This window comes from Rhizobium altiplani, assembly GCF_001542405.1.
Taxonomy (GTDB): Bacteria; Pseudomonadota; Alphaproteobacteria; order Rhizobiales; family Rhizobiaceae; genus Rhizobium; species Rhizobium altiplani.
In genome coordinates, this window is record NZ_LNCD01000003.1 from 89,461 (window position 1) to 107,172 (window position 17,712).

Annotated in this window: 16 protein-coding genes and 1 tRNA gene; 16 read left to right on the plus strand and 1 reads right to left on the minus strand. The window is 59.1% G+C overall.

What is annotated here, in order from left to right:
- The first annotated feature begins 65 nt into the window (after positions 1-65).
- From AS026_RS01105 to AS026_RS01185, 16 genes are all read left to right on the plus strand, one after another.
- The gene (locus AS026_RS01105; protein ID WP_082728403.1) at positions 66-1,583 is read left to right on the plus strand and encodes a putative N-acetylmannosamine-6-phosphate 2-epimerase; all 1,518 of its coding nucleotides are present in this window, start codon (positions 66-68) and stop codon (positions 1,581-1,583) included.
- Between the two features lie 45 nt (positions 1,584-1,628).
- Positions 1,629-2,960, plus strand: a complete 1,332-nt coding sequence (locus AS026_RS01110; protein WP_062368404.1) for an extracellular solute-binding protein — start codon at positions 1,629-1,631, stop codon at positions 2,958-2,960.
- A gap of 52 nt (positions 2,961-3,012) precedes the next feature.
- Entirely contained in the window at positions 3,013-3,879 is an 867-nt protein-coding gene (locus AS026_RS01115) for a carbohydrate ABC transporter permease (RefSeq protein ID WP_062368405.1), read from the plus strand.
- Positions 3,880-3,881: 2 nt separating this feature from the next.
- The gene (locus AS026_RS01120) at positions 3,882-4,703 is read left to right on the plus strand and encodes a carbohydrate ABC transporter permease (RefSeq protein WP_062368406.1); all 822 of its coding nucleotides are present in this window, start codon (positions 3,882-3,884) and stop codon (positions 4,701-4,703) included.
- A gap of 104 nt (positions 4,704-4,807) precedes the next feature.
- The gene (locus AS026_RS01125) at positions 4,808-5,179 is read left to right on the plus strand and encodes a hypothetical protein (RefSeq protein ID WP_062368407.1); all 372 of its coding nucleotides are present in this window, start codon (positions 4,808-4,810) and stop codon (positions 5,177-5,179) included.
- A 381-nt stretch (positions 5,180-5,560) separates the two neighbouring features.
- Positions 5,561-7,000, plus strand: a complete 1,440-nt coding sequence (locus AS026_RS01130) for an exopolysaccharide biosynthesis polyprenyl glycosylphosphotransferase (RefSeq protein WP_062368408.1) — start codon at positions 5,561-5,563, stop codon at positions 6,998-7,000.
- A gap of 314 nt (positions 7,001-7,314) precedes the next feature.
- A complete protein-coding gene (locus AS026_RS01135; RefSeq protein ID WP_062368409.1) occupies positions 7,315-7,698 on the plus strand; it encodes a hypothetical protein in 384 nt (127 codons plus the stop codon).
- 97 nt (positions 7,699-7,795) lie between these two features.
- Positions 7,796-8,833 carry a LacI family DNA-binding transcriptional regulator gene (locus AS026_RS01140; protein WP_062368410.1) on the plus strand — a complete coding sequence of 346 codons (1,038 nt, stop codon included), beginning with the start codon at positions 7,796-7,798 and terminating at the stop codon, positions 8,831-8,833.
- Positions 8,834-9,045: 212 nt separating this feature from the next.
- Positions 9,046-9,121, plus strand: a tRNA-Val gene (locus AS026_RS01145).
- Positions 9,122-9,721: 600 nt separating this feature from the next.
- Complete coding sequence (locus AS026_RS01150; RefSeq protein WP_062368411.1) at positions 9,722-9,994, plus strand: hypothetical protein; 273 nt, start codon at positions 9,722-9,724, stop codon at positions 9,992-9,994.
- 410 nt (positions 9,995-10,404) lie between these two features.
- A complete protein-coding gene (locus tag AS026_RS01160) occupies positions 10,405-11,484 on the plus strand; it encodes a Gfo/Idh/MocA family protein (RefSeq protein WP_082728404.1) in 1,080 nt (359 codons plus the stop codon).
- 12 nt (positions 11,485-11,496) lie between these two features.
- Entirely contained in the window at positions 11,497-12,399 is a 903-nt protein-coding gene (locus AS026_RS01165) for a sugar phosphate isomerase/epimerase family protein (RefSeq protein WP_025658231.1), read from the plus strand.
- Between the two features lie 65 nt (positions 12,400-12,464).
- Positions 12,465-13,697: an ABC transporter substrate-binding protein gene (locus tag AS026_RS01170; RefSeq protein WP_062368413.1), complete on the plus strand. Its 1,233-nt coding sequence runs from the start codon at positions 12,465-12,467 to the stop codon at positions 13,695-13,697.
- 111 nt (positions 13,698-13,808) lie between these two features.
- Complete coding sequence (locus AS026_RS01175; RefSeq protein ID WP_018856679.1) at positions 13,809-14,711, plus strand: carbohydrate ABC transporter permease; 903 nt, start codon at positions 13,809-13,811, stop codon at positions 14,709-14,711.
- Positions 14,708-15,535, plus strand: coding sequence for a carbohydrate ABC transporter permease (locus tag AS026_RS01180; RefSeq protein WP_018856678.1), 828 nt, complete (start codon positions 14,708-14,710; stop codon positions 15,533-15,535). Before AS026_RS01175 ends, AS026_RS01180 begins: the two co-directional genes overlap by 4 nt.
- On the plus strand, positions 15,532-16,602 hold the full coding sequence (locus tag AS026_RS01185; protein WP_062368414.1) for an ABC transporter ATP-binding protein: 1,071 nt from the start codon (positions 15,532-15,534) through the stop codon (positions 16,600-16,602). The genes AS026_RS01180 and AS026_RS01185 overlap by 4 nt, the downstream gene beginning before the upstream one ends.
- 39 nt (positions 16,603-16,641) lie before the next feature.
- Here the strand turns inward: AS026_RS01185 and AS026_RS01190 are convergent, their stop codons facing one another.
- Entirely contained in the window at positions 16,642-17,673 is a 1,032-nt protein-coding gene (locus AS026_RS01190) for an aldo/keto reductase (protein ID WP_062368415.1), read from the minus strand.
- Positions 17,674-17,712: the final 39 nt, after the last annotated feature.

Here is a 17,712-nt window from a genome sequence, read left to right on the forward strand (position 1 = left end):
CAGATACAAACTGGTTGTAATCTGGTATTTTCCTTTTATCGTGATACCGAAATGGAGTGTCACGAGTGCAACGGGAAGACATCAGGAATAGCCTTATCGTATCCTGCCAGCCGGTTCCCGGCGGGCCGATGGATCGTGCCGATTTCGTCGCTGGCTTTGCGAAAGCGGCACTGAACGCCGGCGCCAAGGCACTGAGGATCGAGTCGGTTGCCTATGTGAAAGCTGTTCGCCCCGTCGTTTCCGCTCCGATTGTCGGCATCGTCAAGAGGGATCTTCCAGACAGTCCGGTCCGCATTACACCTTTCGTCTCCGACGCCGAGGCGCTTGCCGATGCCGGTGCCGACGTCATCGCCTTTGACGCGACGGATCGGCCTCGCCCGGCTTCGGTGGAGGAACTGGTCCGCATCATCAAGGCGAGGGGCAAGCTGACGATGGCGGACTGCTCCTGTCTCGACGACGCCAGGCGGGCCCTTGCCGCAGGCGTCGATTTCGTTGGCACTACACTCTCAGGCTATGTTGGCGGACCGGAACCCGTGGACCCGGACATTGAGCTCATCGCGGCGATGCGACAGCTCACGCCCTATGTCATCGCCGAAGGTCGCATCCGTTCGCCGGAGCAGGCTCTGGCGGCCGCGCAAGCGGGGGCGTTTGCGGTCGTCGTTGGTTCTGCCATTACCCGCACCGAGCATGTGACCTCATGGTTCAATGAGGCGATCGCCAAGGCCTATAATGGCGCAAACCGCGAAACCGTCCTCTCCATCGACATTGGCGGCACCAAGACGATGGCAGCACTCGTCAGCGGCAGTACAGTTGTGGAAGAGATCGTCGTTCCGACCGCGCGCGACGCTGGACCGGACGCCTGGCTCTCAAAGGTGGCCGAGAGTACCGCAAATTGGCGGAACCGATACGAACGGATCGGGATTGCAGTGACCGGCTTCATCGAAGGCGGCCACTGGTCGGCGCTCAATCCGGCAACGCTTTCAATTCCTGATCGCTACCCTCTGGTCGATCGCGTCGCTGCACTGTTTGGCAAGCCCACTTTTGCCGTCAATGATGCGCAGGCTGCAGCCTGGGGGGAGTACAGATTCGGGGCGGAGTCAGGTGATGATCTTGTTTTTTTGACGATCTCGACCGGTATCGGAGGAGGGGTTGTCATCAACGGCAAGCCGCTGTTGGGGCTTGCCGGCCACTTTGGCCTGATCCGGTCACCGTCGCAGGGGCAGGCTCCCTTCGAAGATCAGACATCCGGCAGATGGATCGCGAGCGAGGCCCTGAAGGCCGGGCACCCGATCGACGCCGTCGAGGTTTTTGAGCGCGCGCGCAACGGTGAAACTTGGGCAGCCGATATCATGTCCCTTTCGGCCCATCGCGCCGCGACGCTCTGCCGGGATATCCAGCTGATGTTCGATCCCGATGTGATCGTGATCGGCGGCGGCATCGGCCTGGCGGAAGGCTATCTCGATCTGATGCGCAGCCATCTGTCTGGCATGTCGCCTCGGTTCACTCCGCGTCTGGTGGCTGCAAAGCTCGGCCGCCGCGCCGGTATCATTGGCGCTGCAGATCTTGCTGGTGAGGGCAAGTAGCGGCGAGCGAATGGCATGAAACCTGATAAAAGAAAGGGAACGACGATGAAATCCATAACCAGGTCTCTTCCGGCACTGGCTGCGCTCCTTGCGAGCGTCGCACTGCCGGGTATTGCAAACGCGACTGTAACGGTGCTCGGCTGGCCAGGTGGCTCGGAGGAAACCGCGCTCAGAGCTACGGTCGAAGCCTACAATGCTCAGGCCGGCATCAGCGACGCCGACAAGGTGCAGTTGCTGTTCTTCAACCGCGATGGCTTCTTCGACAAGCTGCAGGCCGACATGGCCGCCGGCTCCGATGCCTTCGACGTCAATCTGGTTGCCACTTATTCGATCGGCCGTTACGCGCCTTACATGGAGCCTGTCGAACTGGGTTCGGACGCCGCAAAGGTGTTTGGCCCTTCTGTCCTCAAGACGATGCAGTTCGATGGCAAGCAGTATGGCGTGCCGACAGACCTCTCCCTGCACTTCATGTACTATCGCAAGGATCTCGTCGACGCCCTGATGAAGGACGAGGCGGCCAAGAAGACCTACGGGGAAATCGCTCAGAAGTACCTCGGCAAGGAACTCCAGCCGAAGGATCCCGACAGCTGGACCTGGGACGATTGGGCAGCAACCGCGCTCTATTTCAGCAAGCAGGCGAATTCGGCAAGTCCCGTGCGCTACGGCACTGTCCTGCAGATGAAGAACCTGCTTTTCAACATGATGGTCTTCCAATCCCTGCCACGCTCCTATGGCGGCAACTGGATGGACAAGGACGGCAAGATCACGGTCGATTCCGATGCGTACAAAACCGGCCTCGAGCTCTACAAGAAGCTCTATGATGCAGGCGCTTCCCCGAAGGATTCGCTGAGCTACGAGTACGCCGAGACCAATGCCGCCTATAGCTCCGGCCAGGCTGCAACTGCGCTGCAATGGAATGCAGCAGCGGCCGATCTGACCAACGCTGAAAAGTCGCCGGCCGTTGCCGGAGTGACCGGCATCGTCGCGCCGCCCGCTGGCCCTGACGGCCGCGCGGATCACATCCACGGCCTCGGGCTTGGCCTTAACAAGAATGCCAAGAACAAAGAAGGTGCGACCAAGTTCCTGAAATGGCTGGCAAGCGAGGACGCCGCACTTCTCTATGCCAAAAGCGGTGGTTCTCCGGCCCTTTCGCCCGAAGTCGTCGCCAAGGTCGCCAGCGAGCGTCCTGATCTCGTCAAACTCGGCGAATTCGCGAGCAAGTATGGCTATGTGATGAACGGCGCCACCTCCGCCAATGCCTTGTCGGTCTATGAACTTCAGGCAAAGGAATTCACGGGCTACTGGGCGGGCCAACAGGGCCTCGACGACGCGCTTGCCCATGTGAAGACGGGCATGCAGGATCTCCTGAAGAAGTAGGACGAACCCGGCGTCAGGTTTCGCCTGGCGCCGGCACACCCGGCGGACCATAATGGCTATTGTAAAACGTGCCGAAGGCAGAGCTTATCTCGCACCGCTTGTGGCATTCCTGCTTCTCTTTCTGGGCTTTCCTGCGCTCGTCAACCTCATCTACTCGGTCTCTACCGTCAGCTTCGAGAACCTGCGCAGTCCGAGCCTCAGCGGGCTTGGCAACTACGCATCAGTGCTGGTAGACCGAGAGTTCTGGCAGTCTGTATCTTTCTCGATGCGCTTTGGCATCCTGACCGCGCTTGCCGAATGCCTGATCGGCCTGTTCCTTGCGATCTTCCTTGCGCCACTGCTTGCGAAGCGATCGTTTCTAATGGCGCCGTTGATGCTGCCATTGATGGTCGCTCCCGCCATGATCGGCCTGATGTATCGGCTTGTGCTGCACGAGTTTGCCGGACCGGTGCCCTATTACCTTTTCCTGTGGTTCGGTGACAGCCCGGCCTTCCTCGACATCAATAATGCCTTTCGCACGCTGATCGTCGTCGAAACGCTGCAGTGGACGCCGTTTGCCTTTCTGCTCTTTTATATGGCCTACGTTGCGATACCGCTCGATGTGCGGGAAGCGGCCGAGCTCGACGGCGCCCCGTGGTTCAAGATCCTTTGGTGGATCGAACTGCCGCTGATGCTTCCCACACTCGTCATCGCCTTCTTCATCCGCTTCATCGATGGCTTTCGCGTGTTCGACAACGTTTATGCGCTGACCGGCAGTGGTGCCGGGGGATCAACGACATCGCTTTCGATCTACATCTACCAGGCCTTTTTCAAGGAGGGCGCCATTGGCAAGGCGGTTGCGGCATCCGTCATGCTGTTCGTCGCCTCGCTTGCGGTGCTCTATGGTCTCAACTGGCTTGCCGGTCGCAGGAGGAGATAGCGATGCTGAACACTGCTCGTTGGCTCGTCTTTGCAATTGCTACGGTCGCAATGAACTTTCCGGTCATCGTTACACTCGTCACCTCGTTGAAGAGCGCGAGTGAACTGTCAATCAATCCCGGTCTCTGGATAAGCCAGCCGACACTTGAGAACTACCTTCGGGTTCTGACACACACGGATCGGTTCAATATCTACTCGTATCTTTTCAACAGTACGATTGCCTCGCTCATCGGAACGAGCCTTGCGATCCTTCTGGCCTTCCCGGCGGCCTATGCCATTGCTCGAAGCGAGGCGGGCAAGCGCACCCTGTTGCCTGTCATCATAAACCTGCGAGCCGTGCCACTGATCATTTTCGCGATCCCGCTTTATATGATGTATCAATGGCTTGGCCTCCTGGATACTCGGCTTGGGCTGGGCCTGATCTTGACGATTGTCAATACGCCACTTGCGCTCGTCATCATGGTCAATGCCATTTCCGACGTGCCACTGGAACTTGACGAAGCAGCGAAGGTGGATGGTGCCAGTTCCTGGCAAGTAATGCTGATGATCATCCGGCCCGTCGTCAGGCCGGCATTGGTGACCACCTTCATCTTCGGCTTCATCACCGCCTGGAACGAGTTCCTGTTTGGCCTCATGCTGACGACCAGCCAGGCTGTTCCAATGACGGTCGGCGCCTCCTTCTTCTTTGCCGCCAGCGGAGGCGGGGTGCAGTGGGGAACCGCATCGGCCGTCATGATGCTCGGCGCGCTGCCGCCTGCGGTGCTCGGTCTCGTCATGTACAGGCAGATTTCCGGCTCAATGACCGCCGGCGCCGTGAAGGGGTAGGGACACCTGCAAGCCCCCAGGATCTCTTCCGAAACCCGGAGGAATCTTGTCGATCAGTGATTGCTCATATACCTTTGCAGGGTTGGCAACGAAGGAGCCGGACCATGCTGAGACTATCTCTTGTCGCCTCCGCCCTGCTGTCATTATCCGTGCTCAGTGCTTTCGGTGACAGCCCCTGGTATCGGATGATTCCGGTACCAAATGCGCCAGGCTGCAAGGTTCTTGCCGACCCGGGCGGCCGGCCCATTTTGCAGCGCTACGAAAAAGGCGGCACGCGCATGTATGGCATCGGTGGCAAGGCATGCCCGGAAAAGTTCCCAGGAATAGACTCCGCTAAGATTTCGATCGCACGGTCAATTACGACGGACGGGAATTTTGCGCGTATCACAACAAGGACACGCAAGCTGGTGGTCACCCGCGCGGGCACCGGTAGCAACTATCAGTTCGCCGTCAACAAGCTGGACGTACCGAGATAGGCAAGGCCGGCGGTTTGCCCGGCAAACTCGGTATTTTCAGGTTCGACGACGATCCCGGCATTAACGACTTGGCTTCCGCTCGGCAAACATGGCGCAGGTCGGCGACGAATTAGGCGCACCTAAAGCCGATCTCACATAACCACAGGCGAAAGTGAGCCGATTGAAAACAACAGATCTGGATTAGCCGACTTGCACAAATACAAATTAATAGAAACCCATTCGTAAAATACAATCTGCGCTGCGTATTACAAAAATATACTTTCCGTGCTTCGATATATATTCAGGCATTGTCTCAACGTTACGCAATAAGGCGTATCTGAGGATAATTGTTGGACACGTTTAACCCATGCTAACTATACGGCAGGGTTGAGGGTGTGCTTCATGACCATTCCAGTCGAACAGAACTGGGGCCCGCATCTTTCCGTCAAGAGCGACCGGAAATGGTTCGGCTTCCACAGCATCGCGATTACCTGCATCGCAGCGGCGTTCGATTTTGTCGTCCTCCTTGCGGCGAGCGCCGCAGGGCATTTGTTCTATGAGCAGATGACCTACGGCACCCTGGCTGACCCGTCACGCTACATCGGGATCGGTTTGCTTGTGGCAACGATTTTCGTACTGGCGATGTTCAGCGTCCACGCTTATCGACCAAGCGAAATGTTCTCCTTCCGTCGCCAATTGTTGCTGATCGTCGCGTTTCTCCCCGCCGCCCTGTTCTTCCTTTTCGCAGTCATCCTGTTCCTCAAGATCGACATGGCGATATCGCTGGGCGCAATCGTCACAAGTGCGGCCCTCTCTTTAAGCGGACTGACGGCGTTGCGCTTGTTCTGGTATCGCTACCTTAATAGGGCGATGGCGCGCGCGGTGTTTCCCACCCGTCGGGTCCTGCTTGTATGCCCAGGCGCGATGTCGACGGAACCGGTCGTTCAACGTGCAGCACTCAGCGGTCTCTCCGTTGAGCATACGATGCGAATTTCCGAGGGTGATCATTCGCTGGCTTCCACGAGCGACGCTTATGTGAAGAGCGGCATAGGCGATGTCGACGAGGTCTTGGTTGCCTGGAGCGACTACGGCAATTTGCGGGCACTCGAGGAGTGTCTGAACACCCTGCGCCAGTTCTGTGTGCCGGTAAACGTCATGTTCGGCGGAGTGGTCGGCGATGTCGTCGAGGGCTTCGCGCAGACGGTCGGAGAACGGCGCGTATTTCAGACCCACCGCCCACCGCTCGAGCTTTACGAACGCGGGCTGAAGAGAGCGTTCGATATCGCCTTCTCGATCGCGGCGCTGGTGGTCATGTTCCCGATCTGCGCTGCGGTTGCCGTCGCCATCAAGCTCGACAGTCCGGGACCGATTTTCTTTGCGCAGTCCCGAAAAGGATATAACGGCCGGACGTTTCGTATCCTCAAGTTTCGTAGCATGTCTGTCATGGAAAATGCCGCTGACGTGCGCCAGGCGACACGCAATGATCCTCGCGTGACCCGCGTTGGCGGCTTCATTCGATCAACGAGCCTGGATGAACTCCCGCAGTTCTGGAACGTCCTTCAAGGTGACATGTCGGTGGTTGGCCCGCGTCCGCATGCGTTGGCGCACGATGACCTTTACGGAGCGCTTATTGCCCAATACGCATCCCGTCGCCACGTCAAGCCGGGCCTGACAGGCTGGGCCCAGATCAACGGATGCCGAGGCGAAACCCCGACCGTGGATCGCATGGTTGACCGCGTTCGCCACGACATCTGGTACATCAATAACTGGTCACTGTGGCTCGACGTGAAAATAGTCTTCATGACGATGGGCACTGTGATTGGCCGCCACAACGCCTACTAGCTCGTCAGCCTTTGCAAGTGTTTGCAAGGTGCGTACGCGATGCGTCCGTTTCGCCCACGGCTTTCCCGCACTCTCCGATTCTGCGCAATTCCTCTACAGATGACGGACGTCTACTGGCCCGAGAACGAGCGTACAGTCATCTGAATGACACCTCGCTGAATATTTGCTGGCGATGGGTGTGATGACTGCCTTTCACGAAAGGACGGTGCTCTTCAATAGATGCCGAAGGTTTTGCAGATGCACGGTATTCTTGAGGCTTTCGTTTTCTTCGCATAGCTGTAATTTGCACTTTCTTGCAAACCGGCGACGACAGGATGTCCGACGTGTCCGACCAAATTGCCAGCGGGCTGACCTTCGTCGTCGTTGCCCAAGCAATCGCATGGGTACTGCTTGTGTTCATCCTGTTCGTGACGATCGCTCCCATAAGGCTGCGTCCGCGGACGATCACTCACGTCAATCTTGACAGGAGCCTCGCTTTCGCGGCGATGGCCTTCTTCTTTGTGCTTGGCTATTCGCAGTCTCCGATGCTGATTGCGATCAGTTGCACTGTCGGCGCCGGCCTTTCGGAATTGCTACAAGTGTTTTCACCGTCACGACATGCGCGAATGCCCGACGCCTTGGCGAAATCCGTCGGAGCCGCCGTCGGCGCTATTGCAGCGATGGCAACGCTAACAACGTCCGCTTTGGTAGGACATTGACGCCGCGGCCGGCGGGTTGCAATGACGCTTTCCGGAAACGTTTTAGTATGGCAGATAGGGAGCAGAAGCGTTCAATCGGGGAGGAAGATTGCCGCAAATGAAGGGAATTCGCCAACTCGCCAAACATCTCGACATTTCGATCGGGACGGTTTCGCGTGCGCTGAACGACAGGCCTGACGTCAACGAGGAAACCCGCAAGCGCGTGCTCGCGGCGGCCGAGGAGCTGGGTTATGTGGCGAACCAGTCTGGCCGGAGCCTCCGCCAGGGCACGACCAATGTCATCGGCCTGATGATCGAGTCCAGCAAGGAAACGGTCGAAAACAGCGACAACTTCTTCCTCGGCGTTACTGGTGGCCTGCAGAGTGTGCTGTCCCGTCACAAACTTGATCTGTTGATGTTGCCGTGCCCAAACGACGAGGATCCGCATGAATACCTCAAGCGCATGGTAGCGCGACGCATCGTCGATGCGATGATCATCTCGGCAACGCAGCGGGTCGACAAGCGCATCGATCTTCTGGTGAAGGCCAAGATCCCCTTCGTCGCGCTTGGCCGCAGCACCTCCGGCGGAAGCCACCCCTGGATCGATCTGGACTTCGAGGGCGTTGCAGCCTGCGCTGTCGATCGTCTCGTGTCGAAGGGACATCGCCGTATCGCGATCGCGGCGCCATCCAATGACATCAACCTCGGCTATATCTTCGTCGATGCCTATCGCCAATCACTGGAGCGCCACGGAATAGCCTATGATCCGTCGCTGGTAATCCGCGTCAAATCGAGCGAGCAGGGCGGCTATCAGGCCGGTCATGAGATGCTACGGCTCGACAGCAAGCCGACGGCCATCATTCTGATCTACGAGTTGATGGCGATTGGTCTCTACCGGCGCATGAACGAGGCGGGCATCGTTCCTGGTCGAGATCTGGCCGTTATCGGCTTTCGTGAGGAACCTCGCGGAAAATTTCTGCAGCCATCGCTAACCTGCTTCCGCATGTCACTGCGCGATCTCGGCGTCGAGCTCGCCGAGACCTTGCTCGCGACGATGCCGGCTTACGCCGAGCATTATCCCAGGGGCGCCCGTAGCACGATCTGGCCGCTTGAGCTCGTCCCAGGAGAGAGCGACGCCTTTTCGCTGGAGGCATAGTCTCCAGCGTGGTCGGAAGGCCCTGCTCATCGCTTTCCAGTGCAGGCCGTTTTTGCCACCGCGCATCGGCTTGGTTGGCCCCTAGTGGTTCGAGCCCTGCAAAGCCCTTCCGAAAAAATAAAAAAATCTTCACAAACGCTCTTGCGGTTTCCCCGCGATCCGCATAAATCACGGCCACCGACGCGGCGGACCACACGGGACCGATTTCGCGAGGGCGATTAGCTCAGTTGGTAGAGCGCCTCGTTTACACCGAGGATGTCGGGAGTTCGAGTCTCTCATCGCCCACCATTCCTTCTCCTTGAAATGGTTGAACTATCTGATCTTGCTGCACTTTGCGCCATCCCTCTTGGTACACAAAGGTGGTGCACATGGGTCTTGCGATGCCGTGAACGTCGAGTTCCCATCCATCCCGAGTTACTGAAAGAGGGGCTGATAAAGTTCGTTCTCGGTTTACCCGGACCGGACAACGCCCGCATTTTTCCTCCCCGCTCACAGCCCAACATCTCTGAGTGCCTGCGCGATGAGGTCCAGATCAAACGGCCCGAGTTGGCTCCCCCAATCACGGCTGGCGTCATCTATTCGAGGACCTCTGGTGGGGGGTCCTCGATGCTGCCCGCAACTACATCACTGGCAGATCCACAGGGAAGTCCGATGCTGGCTATGGCAAGAGCCAAGCGATGCTCCCCGGCCTTGCTGCGGAGATGCGGAAGGTTCCATGCTTTCTGTGATGAGGCACGAGGGACTGAAACCACCCCTCGTCCTCAACCCCGTGGGTGTATCCGCTCGATTCGGACTTCGCCATTAGGGCGACGGTAAGCCTCTTCGACGTTGCAGCTTGTCGCAGAATTAGACTTTGCCGATACTCTCCTCGGTTGCTGGAGGGTCGCAATGCAATACGTGATGGCTGCTGTTGTTGGCGTAGGTATCGGCTTCTTCGCCTTTTGTTTGCTTGCGCCGCTGCTCCAGAGGGTGCGCCTTGCTACGATACCATTGGATGGCCTGTCAGAGAGCGAGAGGCGTTTCAGAGCGGTCTTTGCGGTCATGGCAGAAGGGCAGCGGCAGTCGCTCCTCGACCACCACATGCAAAGGCTGGGGTGCAGTAGAGAGCAGGCGATGCGATACGCGGTTGAAGACAGAGAGCGCGATATCAATCGATGGTGAGCTCAGGCCGCGCTTACGAGCGCCTACCCGTTGCCAATTATTTTGCCTGCCTGACGCTCACGGCTGTCGCTCTCAGGCTCCTTAACCGCCCGCTTGTCATCTGCTGACTTCTCTTCAGCGTGATGCTTGCGCCCTGCCTCTTGGTCTTGGGCCTTGCGCTGATCGTGGTTGTCGGCACTCGGCAAAGCGATGTCCTCTCTGTCGCTCGCATCGGGAACGGGCGGGCCGGACACGCGCAGGTCCGAAGCCATTTACCGCGGCGAAATCAGTCAGATTTTTTCCGTGCTGCGGTGCAGCACGTATTAATCTAAAGCCCTAGGTTTGCAGGTGTTTTCCGCAACATATCGCACTGTTTGAACCGCTATTGACACCAAGAAACGTTTCCGCTTAGTATCGTAAACGTTTACGGGATGCGTTTCGGGAGGAAAACCGGAAACGATCCACCGGAGGAAATCGTGATTTTGAATGCCGTTCTGTGCGGGTGCGGAGCCATGTCCAAAGGCTGGTTGCGCGCCATCAAGGAAACCCCGGCTCTCGCAGCCGCGATCAAGGTCAAGGGCCTCGTCGATGTCAATCCGGCAGCCGCTGAAGCACTTGCCGCCGAGTTCGGTCTTGAGGGCGCTGTCATCGGCAGCGACCTTGCCGACGTCATCGCCAGGACCAAGGCCGACATCGTATTCGACGTCGTCATACCGACAGCCCGTTTCAATGTCGTCTCGACGGCGCTGAAGGGAGGTTGCCATGTTCTCAGCGAAAAGCCGATGGCGACCTCGCTTGCAGAAGGAGCCGCGCTGATCGATCTCGCCGCCGAGACCGGCAAGATCCACGCCATCATCCAGAACCGTCGCTTCATCTCCGGTGTCCGCCGCATGCGCCGCTTCGTCGAGAGCGGGGCGATCGGTGACCTGACCGCCATCCATTGCGACTTCTTCCTCGGCCCGCATTTCGGCGGTTTTCGCGAGGAGATGGACAATGTGCTCCTGCTCGACATGGCAATCCATACCTTCGACGCAGCACGCTATGTCGCTGACAAGAAGCCGCTTGCCGTCTATTGCGTCGAACGCAATCCGACCGGATCCTGGTACAAGCACGGCGCATCCGCCAATGCCACCTTCGAATTTTCCGACGACGTCGTCTTCACCTATCGCGGCTCCTGGTGCGCTGAAGGTGAGCGCACGAGCTGGGAAAGCGAATGGCGTCTCGTCGGCTCGAAGGGCATGCTGACCTGGGATGGCGGCGACGTCTTCAATGCAGCTGTCGCTGGCAAGGATCCCGGCCTCCTGCACGGCTTTACGCCCGTAGACGTTCCCGAGCCCGCGCACGAAGAAGAAACGCACGGCCATGCCAGCGTCATTGCAAGCTTCGTCGAGGCGATCAAGACAGGCAAGCGGCCCGAAACCGCAAGCTCCGACAATATCAGAAGCCTCGCCATGGTCTTCGGCGCGATCGAAAGCGCCAAGACCGGCAAGCGCATCGAAATTTCAGCATAAGGAAAAGCGATTGTGAGCAACCCCGCCAAGTCCATTCGTATCGGCACCATGGTCAGCGCCTCCAAGGGCGGCGCCGACAAGCGCATCGGCCAGATTGCCGATATGGGCTTTGAAAGCTTCGAACCCTTCTTCTGGCAGACGACCAACGGCCAGGATCTGGCCGAACTCGGCAAACGCTCGCGCGACGCCATCGGTGACCGTGACATCACGATCTCGACGCTCGGCATGTTCGGCAATCCGCTGGAAACGACCGACATCGACCTGCAGACGCTGCAGGGCTGGAAGGATTGCATCGACAATGCTCACCATTTCGGCGCAACCTGCGTTGCCGGCTTTACCGGTCGAATCCGCAACAAGCCGCTGACCGACAGCCTGCCGCGCTACAAGGAAATCTGGAGCGAGCTTTCAAAGCGCGCCGCCGACAAGGGCGTCAAGATCGCGTTCGAAAACTGCGCCATGGACGGCAACTGGGCGACCGGCGACTGGAACATCGCGCACAACCCGGATGCCTGGGAACTGATCTTCAACGAAACGCCGGACGATCATATCGGCCTTGAGTGGGAGCCCTGCCATCAGATGGTCTATCTGATCGAGCCGCTGCCGCAGATCCGCAAGTGGGCCAAGAAGATCTTCCACGTGCACGGCAAGGACGCGACGATCCGCTGGGACGTCATCAAGGAACATGGCATTTTCGGCAAGGAGAAATTCGTCTTCATGCGTACGCCAGGCTTCGGCGACAGCAACTGGACGGACATCATCTCCGAATTGCGGCTTGCCGGCTGGTCCGGTTCGATCGATATCGAAGGCTGGCACGACCCGGTTTATCGCGACGCGCTGGAAATGACCGGTCAGGTCTATGCGCTCAACCATCTCAAGCATGCCCGGGGCGCCGATTTCGTCGTCGATCCGGTTTGATGACATCGCGGCCGGCGAGGAGGAATCGCCGGCTTCCGACAGGATAACCACAAAGGAGGAGAACTATGGGTATCCGCAAGTTTGCAATGATCGGCGCCTTGGCGCTCGCAGGCGTTTCTCTCTTCGGCCTGGCCGCCAAGGCCGAAGACGTCACCTTGACCCTCTGGTCGCTGGACAAGGACATCCAGCCGGCGCCGAACCTCGTCAAGGAATTCAACGCCCAGAACAATGGCATCAAGATCGAATATCGTCTGATCCAGTTCGATGATGTCGTCACCGAGGCCATGCGCGCCTATGCCACCGGCCAGGCCCCTGACATCATCGCCGTCGACAACCCCGAGCACGCGATGTTCTCTTCGCGCGGGGCCTTCCTCGACATTACCGACATGATCAAGGGATCGTCGGTCATCAAGCCGGAAAACTACTTCCCAGGTCCGCTGAAGTCGGTCGAATGGGACGGCAAGTACTACGGCGTGCCGAAGGCGACCAACACGATCGCGCTCTACTACAACAAGGACATGTTCAAGGCGAAGGGCCTCGACCCGAACAAGCCGCCGCAGACCTGGGACGAGCTTGTCGAGGATGCCCGCAAGCTGACCGACCCCGCTAAGAACGTCTATGGTCTCGCCTTCTCGGCCAAGGCAAACGAGGAAGGCACCTTCCAGTTCCTTCCCTGGGCCCAGATGGCGGGCGGCGGCTACCAGAACATCAATGCCGAAGGCGCGGTCAAGGCGCTTGAAACCTGGAAGACGATCATGGACGAGAAGCTTGCTTCTCCGGACACCTTGACGCGTGGCCAGTGGGATTCGACCGGCACCTTCAACTCCGGCAATGCCGCGATGGCGATCTCCGGTCCTTGGGAACTCGACCGAATGACCAAGGAGGCGAAGTTCGACTGGGGCGTTGCCCTGCTTCCGGTTCCGAAGGAAGGCGCTGAGCGTTCCTCGGCAATGGGCGACTTCAACTGGGCTATTTTCTCCAGCACGAAGCATCCGGCCGAAGCCTTCAAGGCACTGGAGTTCTTTGCCTCGAAGGACGACAAGATGTTCAAGAACTACGGCCAGCTTCCGGCCCGTGCCGACATCACCATCCCGGAAACCGGCGAGAAGCTCAAGGATGAGGCGCTGAAGGTCTTCATCGAACAGCTGAAATACGCCAAGCCTCGCGGCCCGAATCCGCAATGGCCGAAGATCTCCAAGGCGATCCAGGACGCAATCCAGGCTGCCTTGACCGGCCAGATGAGCCCGAAGGACGCGCTCGATCAGGCTGCCGACAAGATCAAGGCCGTGCTCGGTTAATCCACTCTGCATAACCGGATGGCTTTCGGGCCATCCCTACCATTTCCTCCCGGCAGGGGCTGTCTTGCAGCGCAAGCTTCAGGCAGCCCCGTTCGGAGTATTGGAGGATCGATGAAACGGATTCTTTCAAGCGTCAGGGACGGCCGCGGCTTCGACATCACCCTGGTCGCCTTTCCGCTGGCCTTCCTGTTCCTGATGGCGGGACTGCCGCTCATCTACAATGTGGTGATGAGCTTCCAGGAGGTTGACATGTTCAGCCTCGGAACCTTCTCGCGCCCCTTCGTCGGCTTCAAGAACTATACCGATCTCTTTGCCCAGCCGGAAACCTGGCCGATCCTCGGCAATACGGTGATCTTCGTCGTCGGCTCGATCGCAGGTCAGTTTCTGATCGGATTTGGCCTGGCGCTGTTCTTCTGGGTCAATTTCCCCGGCGCCTCGTGGCTGCGCGGCCTGTTTCTCGTCTCCTGGGTCATGCCCGGCCTTGTCGTCGGAGCGATCTGGAACTGGATTCTTTCCGGCGATTTCGGCGTCCTCAACTTCATCCTGAAGGAGAGCGGCATCATTAGTAGCAACATCTTCTGGCGCTCCGATCCGCATTTTTCGCTCTATGCGGTCATCATCGCCAATGTCTGGCTGGGGACTGCCTTCAACATGATCCTGCTGTCGGTCGGCCTGTCCGGAATCCCCGGTGACCTCTATGAAGCCGCCGAACTCGACGGTGCCAATGCCTGGCAACGCTTCTGGACGATCACGCTGCCGATGATGCGCTCCACGATCGGCGCCATCATCGCACTTGGGCTTATCTTCACGCTGCAGCAGTTCGATCTCTTTGCCGCCATCACCTCGGGCGGCCCGAACAACTCATCCAACGTCACGCAGTACTGGGCCTGGGACCTGTCCTTCCGCCAGTATGATTTCGCCAAGGGCGCGACCATCTCCGTCATCATGATCATCTTCGTCATGTTCGCCTCCGTCGTCTATGTCCGCTCCACACGTCATGAGGTGCGCGGATGAGCGATACGACACGCAACCGCCTTATGCTCGTGATCGCCATCCTCATGGCGGCGATCTATCTGTTCCCGCTCTACTGGATGTACATCACGGCCCTCAAGGGCGGGTCCGAGATGTTCGCAACGCCCCCGAGCTTCTGGCCGGGCGACCCGCAATGGGGAACCTTCGGCTATGTCTGGGAAAGCCGCGGCATGGGCCGGTATCTCTGGAACTCGCTGGTCATCGCCGTCGGCGCCGTTACCCTGATCACCGTTCTTGGCGTCGGCTGCGCCTATGTTCTGGCGCGCTACCGCAACGTCTGGGTCGATATCGGTCTGTTCATGATCCTGATGCTGCAGGTCCTGCCGGCATCGTTGATGGTGACCCCGATCTTCGTCGGCTTCTCGCAACTGGGCATGCTCGACTATCCGCGCCTTGCCGTCATCATCGCGATCGCCGCCAAGAGCATGCCCTTCTTCGTCGTCCTGGTGCGCGCCACCTTCATGGCGGTGCCGATGGAACTCGAGGAGGCCGCGCTCGTCGATGGCAACAGCCGCGTCGGTGCCTTCTTCAGTATCGTGCTGCCGCTTGCCCGCAATGGCATCCTCGTCAGCGCGATCCTCATCTTCATGCAGGCATTCGGTGAGTTCGTCTACTCGAAGTCGATGATCCAGGCTGCCGAGCTTCAGCCGGCGAGTGTCGGTCTCAACTCCTTCATGGGACCGAACACCAACGAGTGGAACAACATCATGGCCTACGCCACGATGTATGTGACGCCGATCCTCGCCATCTTCGTTCTCTTGCAGCGCCGCATCGTATCCGGCCTCACCTCTGGAGCCCTCAAATGACCAATCAGATCGAGCTCAGCGGCGTCAACAAGCACTACGGCGCGTTCCATGCCCTGAAGAACATCAACCTGTCGATCGCAAAGGGAACCTTTGTTGCACTCGTCGGTCCGTCCGGCTGTGGCAAGTCCACACTGCTTCGTTCGCTCGCAGGCCTCGAGAGTATCTCTGAGGGTGAGTTGAAGATCGCCGGCGAGTTGATGAACAACGTGCCGCCGCGCAAGCGCGATGTCGCCATGGTCTTCCAGTCCTATGCGCTCTATCCGCACATGACCGTGGAGGAGAACCTGACCTATAGCCTCCGCATTCGCGGCGTCGCCAAGGCGCAAGCCAAAAAGGCGGCAGAAGAGGTCGCTGCTACAACTGGCTTGTCGCATCTGTTGAAGCGTTACCCGCGTGAGCTTTCCGGCGGCCAGCGCCAGCGCGTTGCAATGAGCCGCGCCATCATCCGCCATCCGAAAGCATTCCTGTTCGACGAGCCCCTCTCCAACCTCGATGCCGCACTGCGTGTTCACATGCGCAAGGAAATCCGGGCGCTGCACGACCGTCTGCATGCCACCTCGGTCTATGTCACCCACGACCAGATCGAGGCCATGACAATGGCCGACCATGTGGTCGTCATGCGCGAAGGCGTGATCGAGCAGCAAGGCAAGCCTCTCGATCTCTACGACAAGCCCGCCAACAAGTTCGTCGCAGGCTTCATCGGCTCTCCGGCCATGAACTTCATCCCGGCGGTAGCAGTCGAAGACGGCAGGAGCCTGACCATCGATCTCGGCAGCGTGAAGCACAAGATTGCGATCGACCATCAGATCCAGCCAGGCCGAAAGGTGACTGCCGGCATTCGTCCCGAGCACATCGGCGTAACGGCACCGGGGCAGGGCACCTTCGATGTGCCTGTCGCCGTGGTGGAATCCACCGGCTCATCCACCTTCGTCACGGCGGCGACAACGCCTGAGCTGACGATCGTCGAGACGGGCCGCGGTACAGCACGCGCAGGCGAAACGGTCGGCGTGACCGTCGATCCGTCGCAACTGCACCTCTTCGACGACGCGAGCGGCGTGCGCCTCTGAAGAACAAGGCGGCCGGAAAATTCCGGCCGCGCACCAATCCTACCGCCCGCCTTCGATCTTGCGATGGCGCTGGTTTGTGCCGCCAGCCCCATAGGGATAGTCGGCCACATGCGGCTGGCTGACATCGCTAAGCTTCGTCATTTCCTCTTCGGAAAGCAGAAGCTTTGCAGCAGCGAGATTGTCTGCGAGCTGCTCGCTCGTGCGCGCTCCGAGAATGACGGATGTTACCGCTGGTCGCGCTGCCGTCCAGGCAAGGGCGACCTGCGCCATGCTGACACCACGGGCCTTGGCGATCGCCTCTACCGTCTCGATGATCGCCCATGTCCTCTCCTGCGCATTCCGCTGGGCGTAGGATTCCATGCCGCGGCTCGGGTTCTCCCCCAAGCGGGTAGCGCCCGTCGGCGTCTGGTCGCGCCGGTATTTGCCCGTCAGCCAGCCGCCGCCGAGCGGCGACCAAGGCAGTAGCCCCATGCCGGCATCCTGGCATGCCGCGACGATTTCCAGCTCGATGTCGCGCACCAGCAGATTATATTGCGGTTGCAGCGTTACCGGACGAGTGTAGCCGCGTGCCTTGGCGATTTCGGCTGCCTTGGCGATCTGCCATCCGACATAGTTGGAGAAGCCGTAGTAGCCGATCTTTCCGGCAGAGACGGCGTCGTCGAGGAAGCGCAGCGTCTCCTCGATCGGGGTCAGTGCGTCCCATGCATGCATCTGATAGAGATCGATATGTTCGACGCCGAGGCGCACAAGAGAGGCGTCGAGCGCCTGGTTCAGGTGGCGGCGCGAAAGGCCGATGTCGTTCGGACCTGACCCCATCGGGAACCGTCCCTTGGTCGCGATCACGGCCTGCTTTGCCTCGCTCGGGCGCGCCTTCAGCCATCGCCCGATGATCTCTTCCGACTTGCCGGCACTGTAGACGTCGGCTGTGTCGATGAAGTTTCCGCCCCAGGCGAAGTAATCGTCGAGCAGTTTGTGCGAGGAAGCTTCGTCGGCCTCCGCACCGAACGTCATGGTGCCGAGGCAGTAGGCGGTTACAATTGCTCCACTATGGCCAAGCTTGCGGTAATCCATAAAAGATCCTCCTCTTCGAATAGTGACGTTGCTTGGAAG

What these genes read in the sequence shown, in the direction of transcription:
- AS026_RS01130 (WP_062368408.1), top strand. Translation starts at nt 5,561, where the DNA reads ATGACCATTCCAGTCGAACAGAACTGGGGCCCGCATCTTTCCGTCAAG.
- AS026_RS01175 (WP_018856679.1), top strand. Translation starts at nt 13,809, where the DNA reads ATGAAACGGATTCTTTCAAGCGTCAGGGACGGCCGCGGCTTCGACATC.
- AS026_RS01110 (WP_062368404.1), top strand. Translation starts at nt 1,629, where the DNA reads ATGAAATCCATAACCAGGTCTCTTCCGGCACTGGCTGCGCTCCTTGCG.
- AS026_RS01185 (WP_062368414.1), top strand. Translation starts at nt 15,532, where the DNA reads ATGACCAATCAGATCGAGCTCAGCGGCGTCAACAAGCACTACGGCGCG.
- AS026_RS01170 (WP_062368413.1), top strand. Translation starts at nt 12,465, where the DNA reads ATGGGTATCCGCAAGTTTGCAATGATCGGCGCCTTGGCGCTCGCAGGC.
- AS026_RS01125 (WP_062368407.1), top strand. Translation starts at nt 4,808, where the DNA reads ATGCTGAGACTATCTCTTGTCGCCTCCGCCCTGCTGTCATTATCCGTG.
- AS026_RS01115 (WP_062368405.1), top strand. Translation starts at nt 3,013, where the DNA reads ATGGCTATTGTAAAACGTGCCGAAGGCAGAGCTTATCTCGCACCGCTT.
- AS026_RS01190 (WP_062368415.1), bottom strand. Translation starts at nt 17,673, where the DNA reads ATGGATTACCGCAAGCTTGGCCATAGTGGAGCAATTGTAACCGCCTAC.
- AS026_RS01150 (WP_062368411.1), top strand. Translation starts at nt 9,722, where the DNA reads ATGCAATACGTGATGGCTGCTGTTGTTGGCGTAGGTATCGGCTTCTTC.
- AS026_RS01135 (WP_062368409.1), top strand. Translation starts at nt 7,315, where the DNA reads ATGTCCGACGTGTCCGACCAAATTGCCAGCGGGCTGACCTTCGTCGTC.
- AS026_RS01180 (WP_018856678.1), top strand. Translation starts at nt 14,708, where the DNA reads ATGAGCGATACGACACGCAACCGCCTTATGCTCGTGATCGCCATCCTC.
- AS026_RS01160 (WP_082728404.1), top strand. Translation starts at nt 10,405, where the DNA reads ATGCGTTTCGGGAGGAAAACCGGAAACGATCCACCGGAGGAAATCGTG.
- AS026_RS01120 (WP_062368406.1), top strand. Translation starts at nt 3,882, where the DNA reads ATGCTGAACACTGCTCGTTGGCTCGTCTTTGCAATTGCTACGGTCGCA.
- AS026_RS01140 (WP_062368410.1), top strand. Translation starts at nt 7,796, where the DNA reads ATGAAGGGAATTCGCCAACTCGCCAAACATCTCGACATTTCGATCGGG.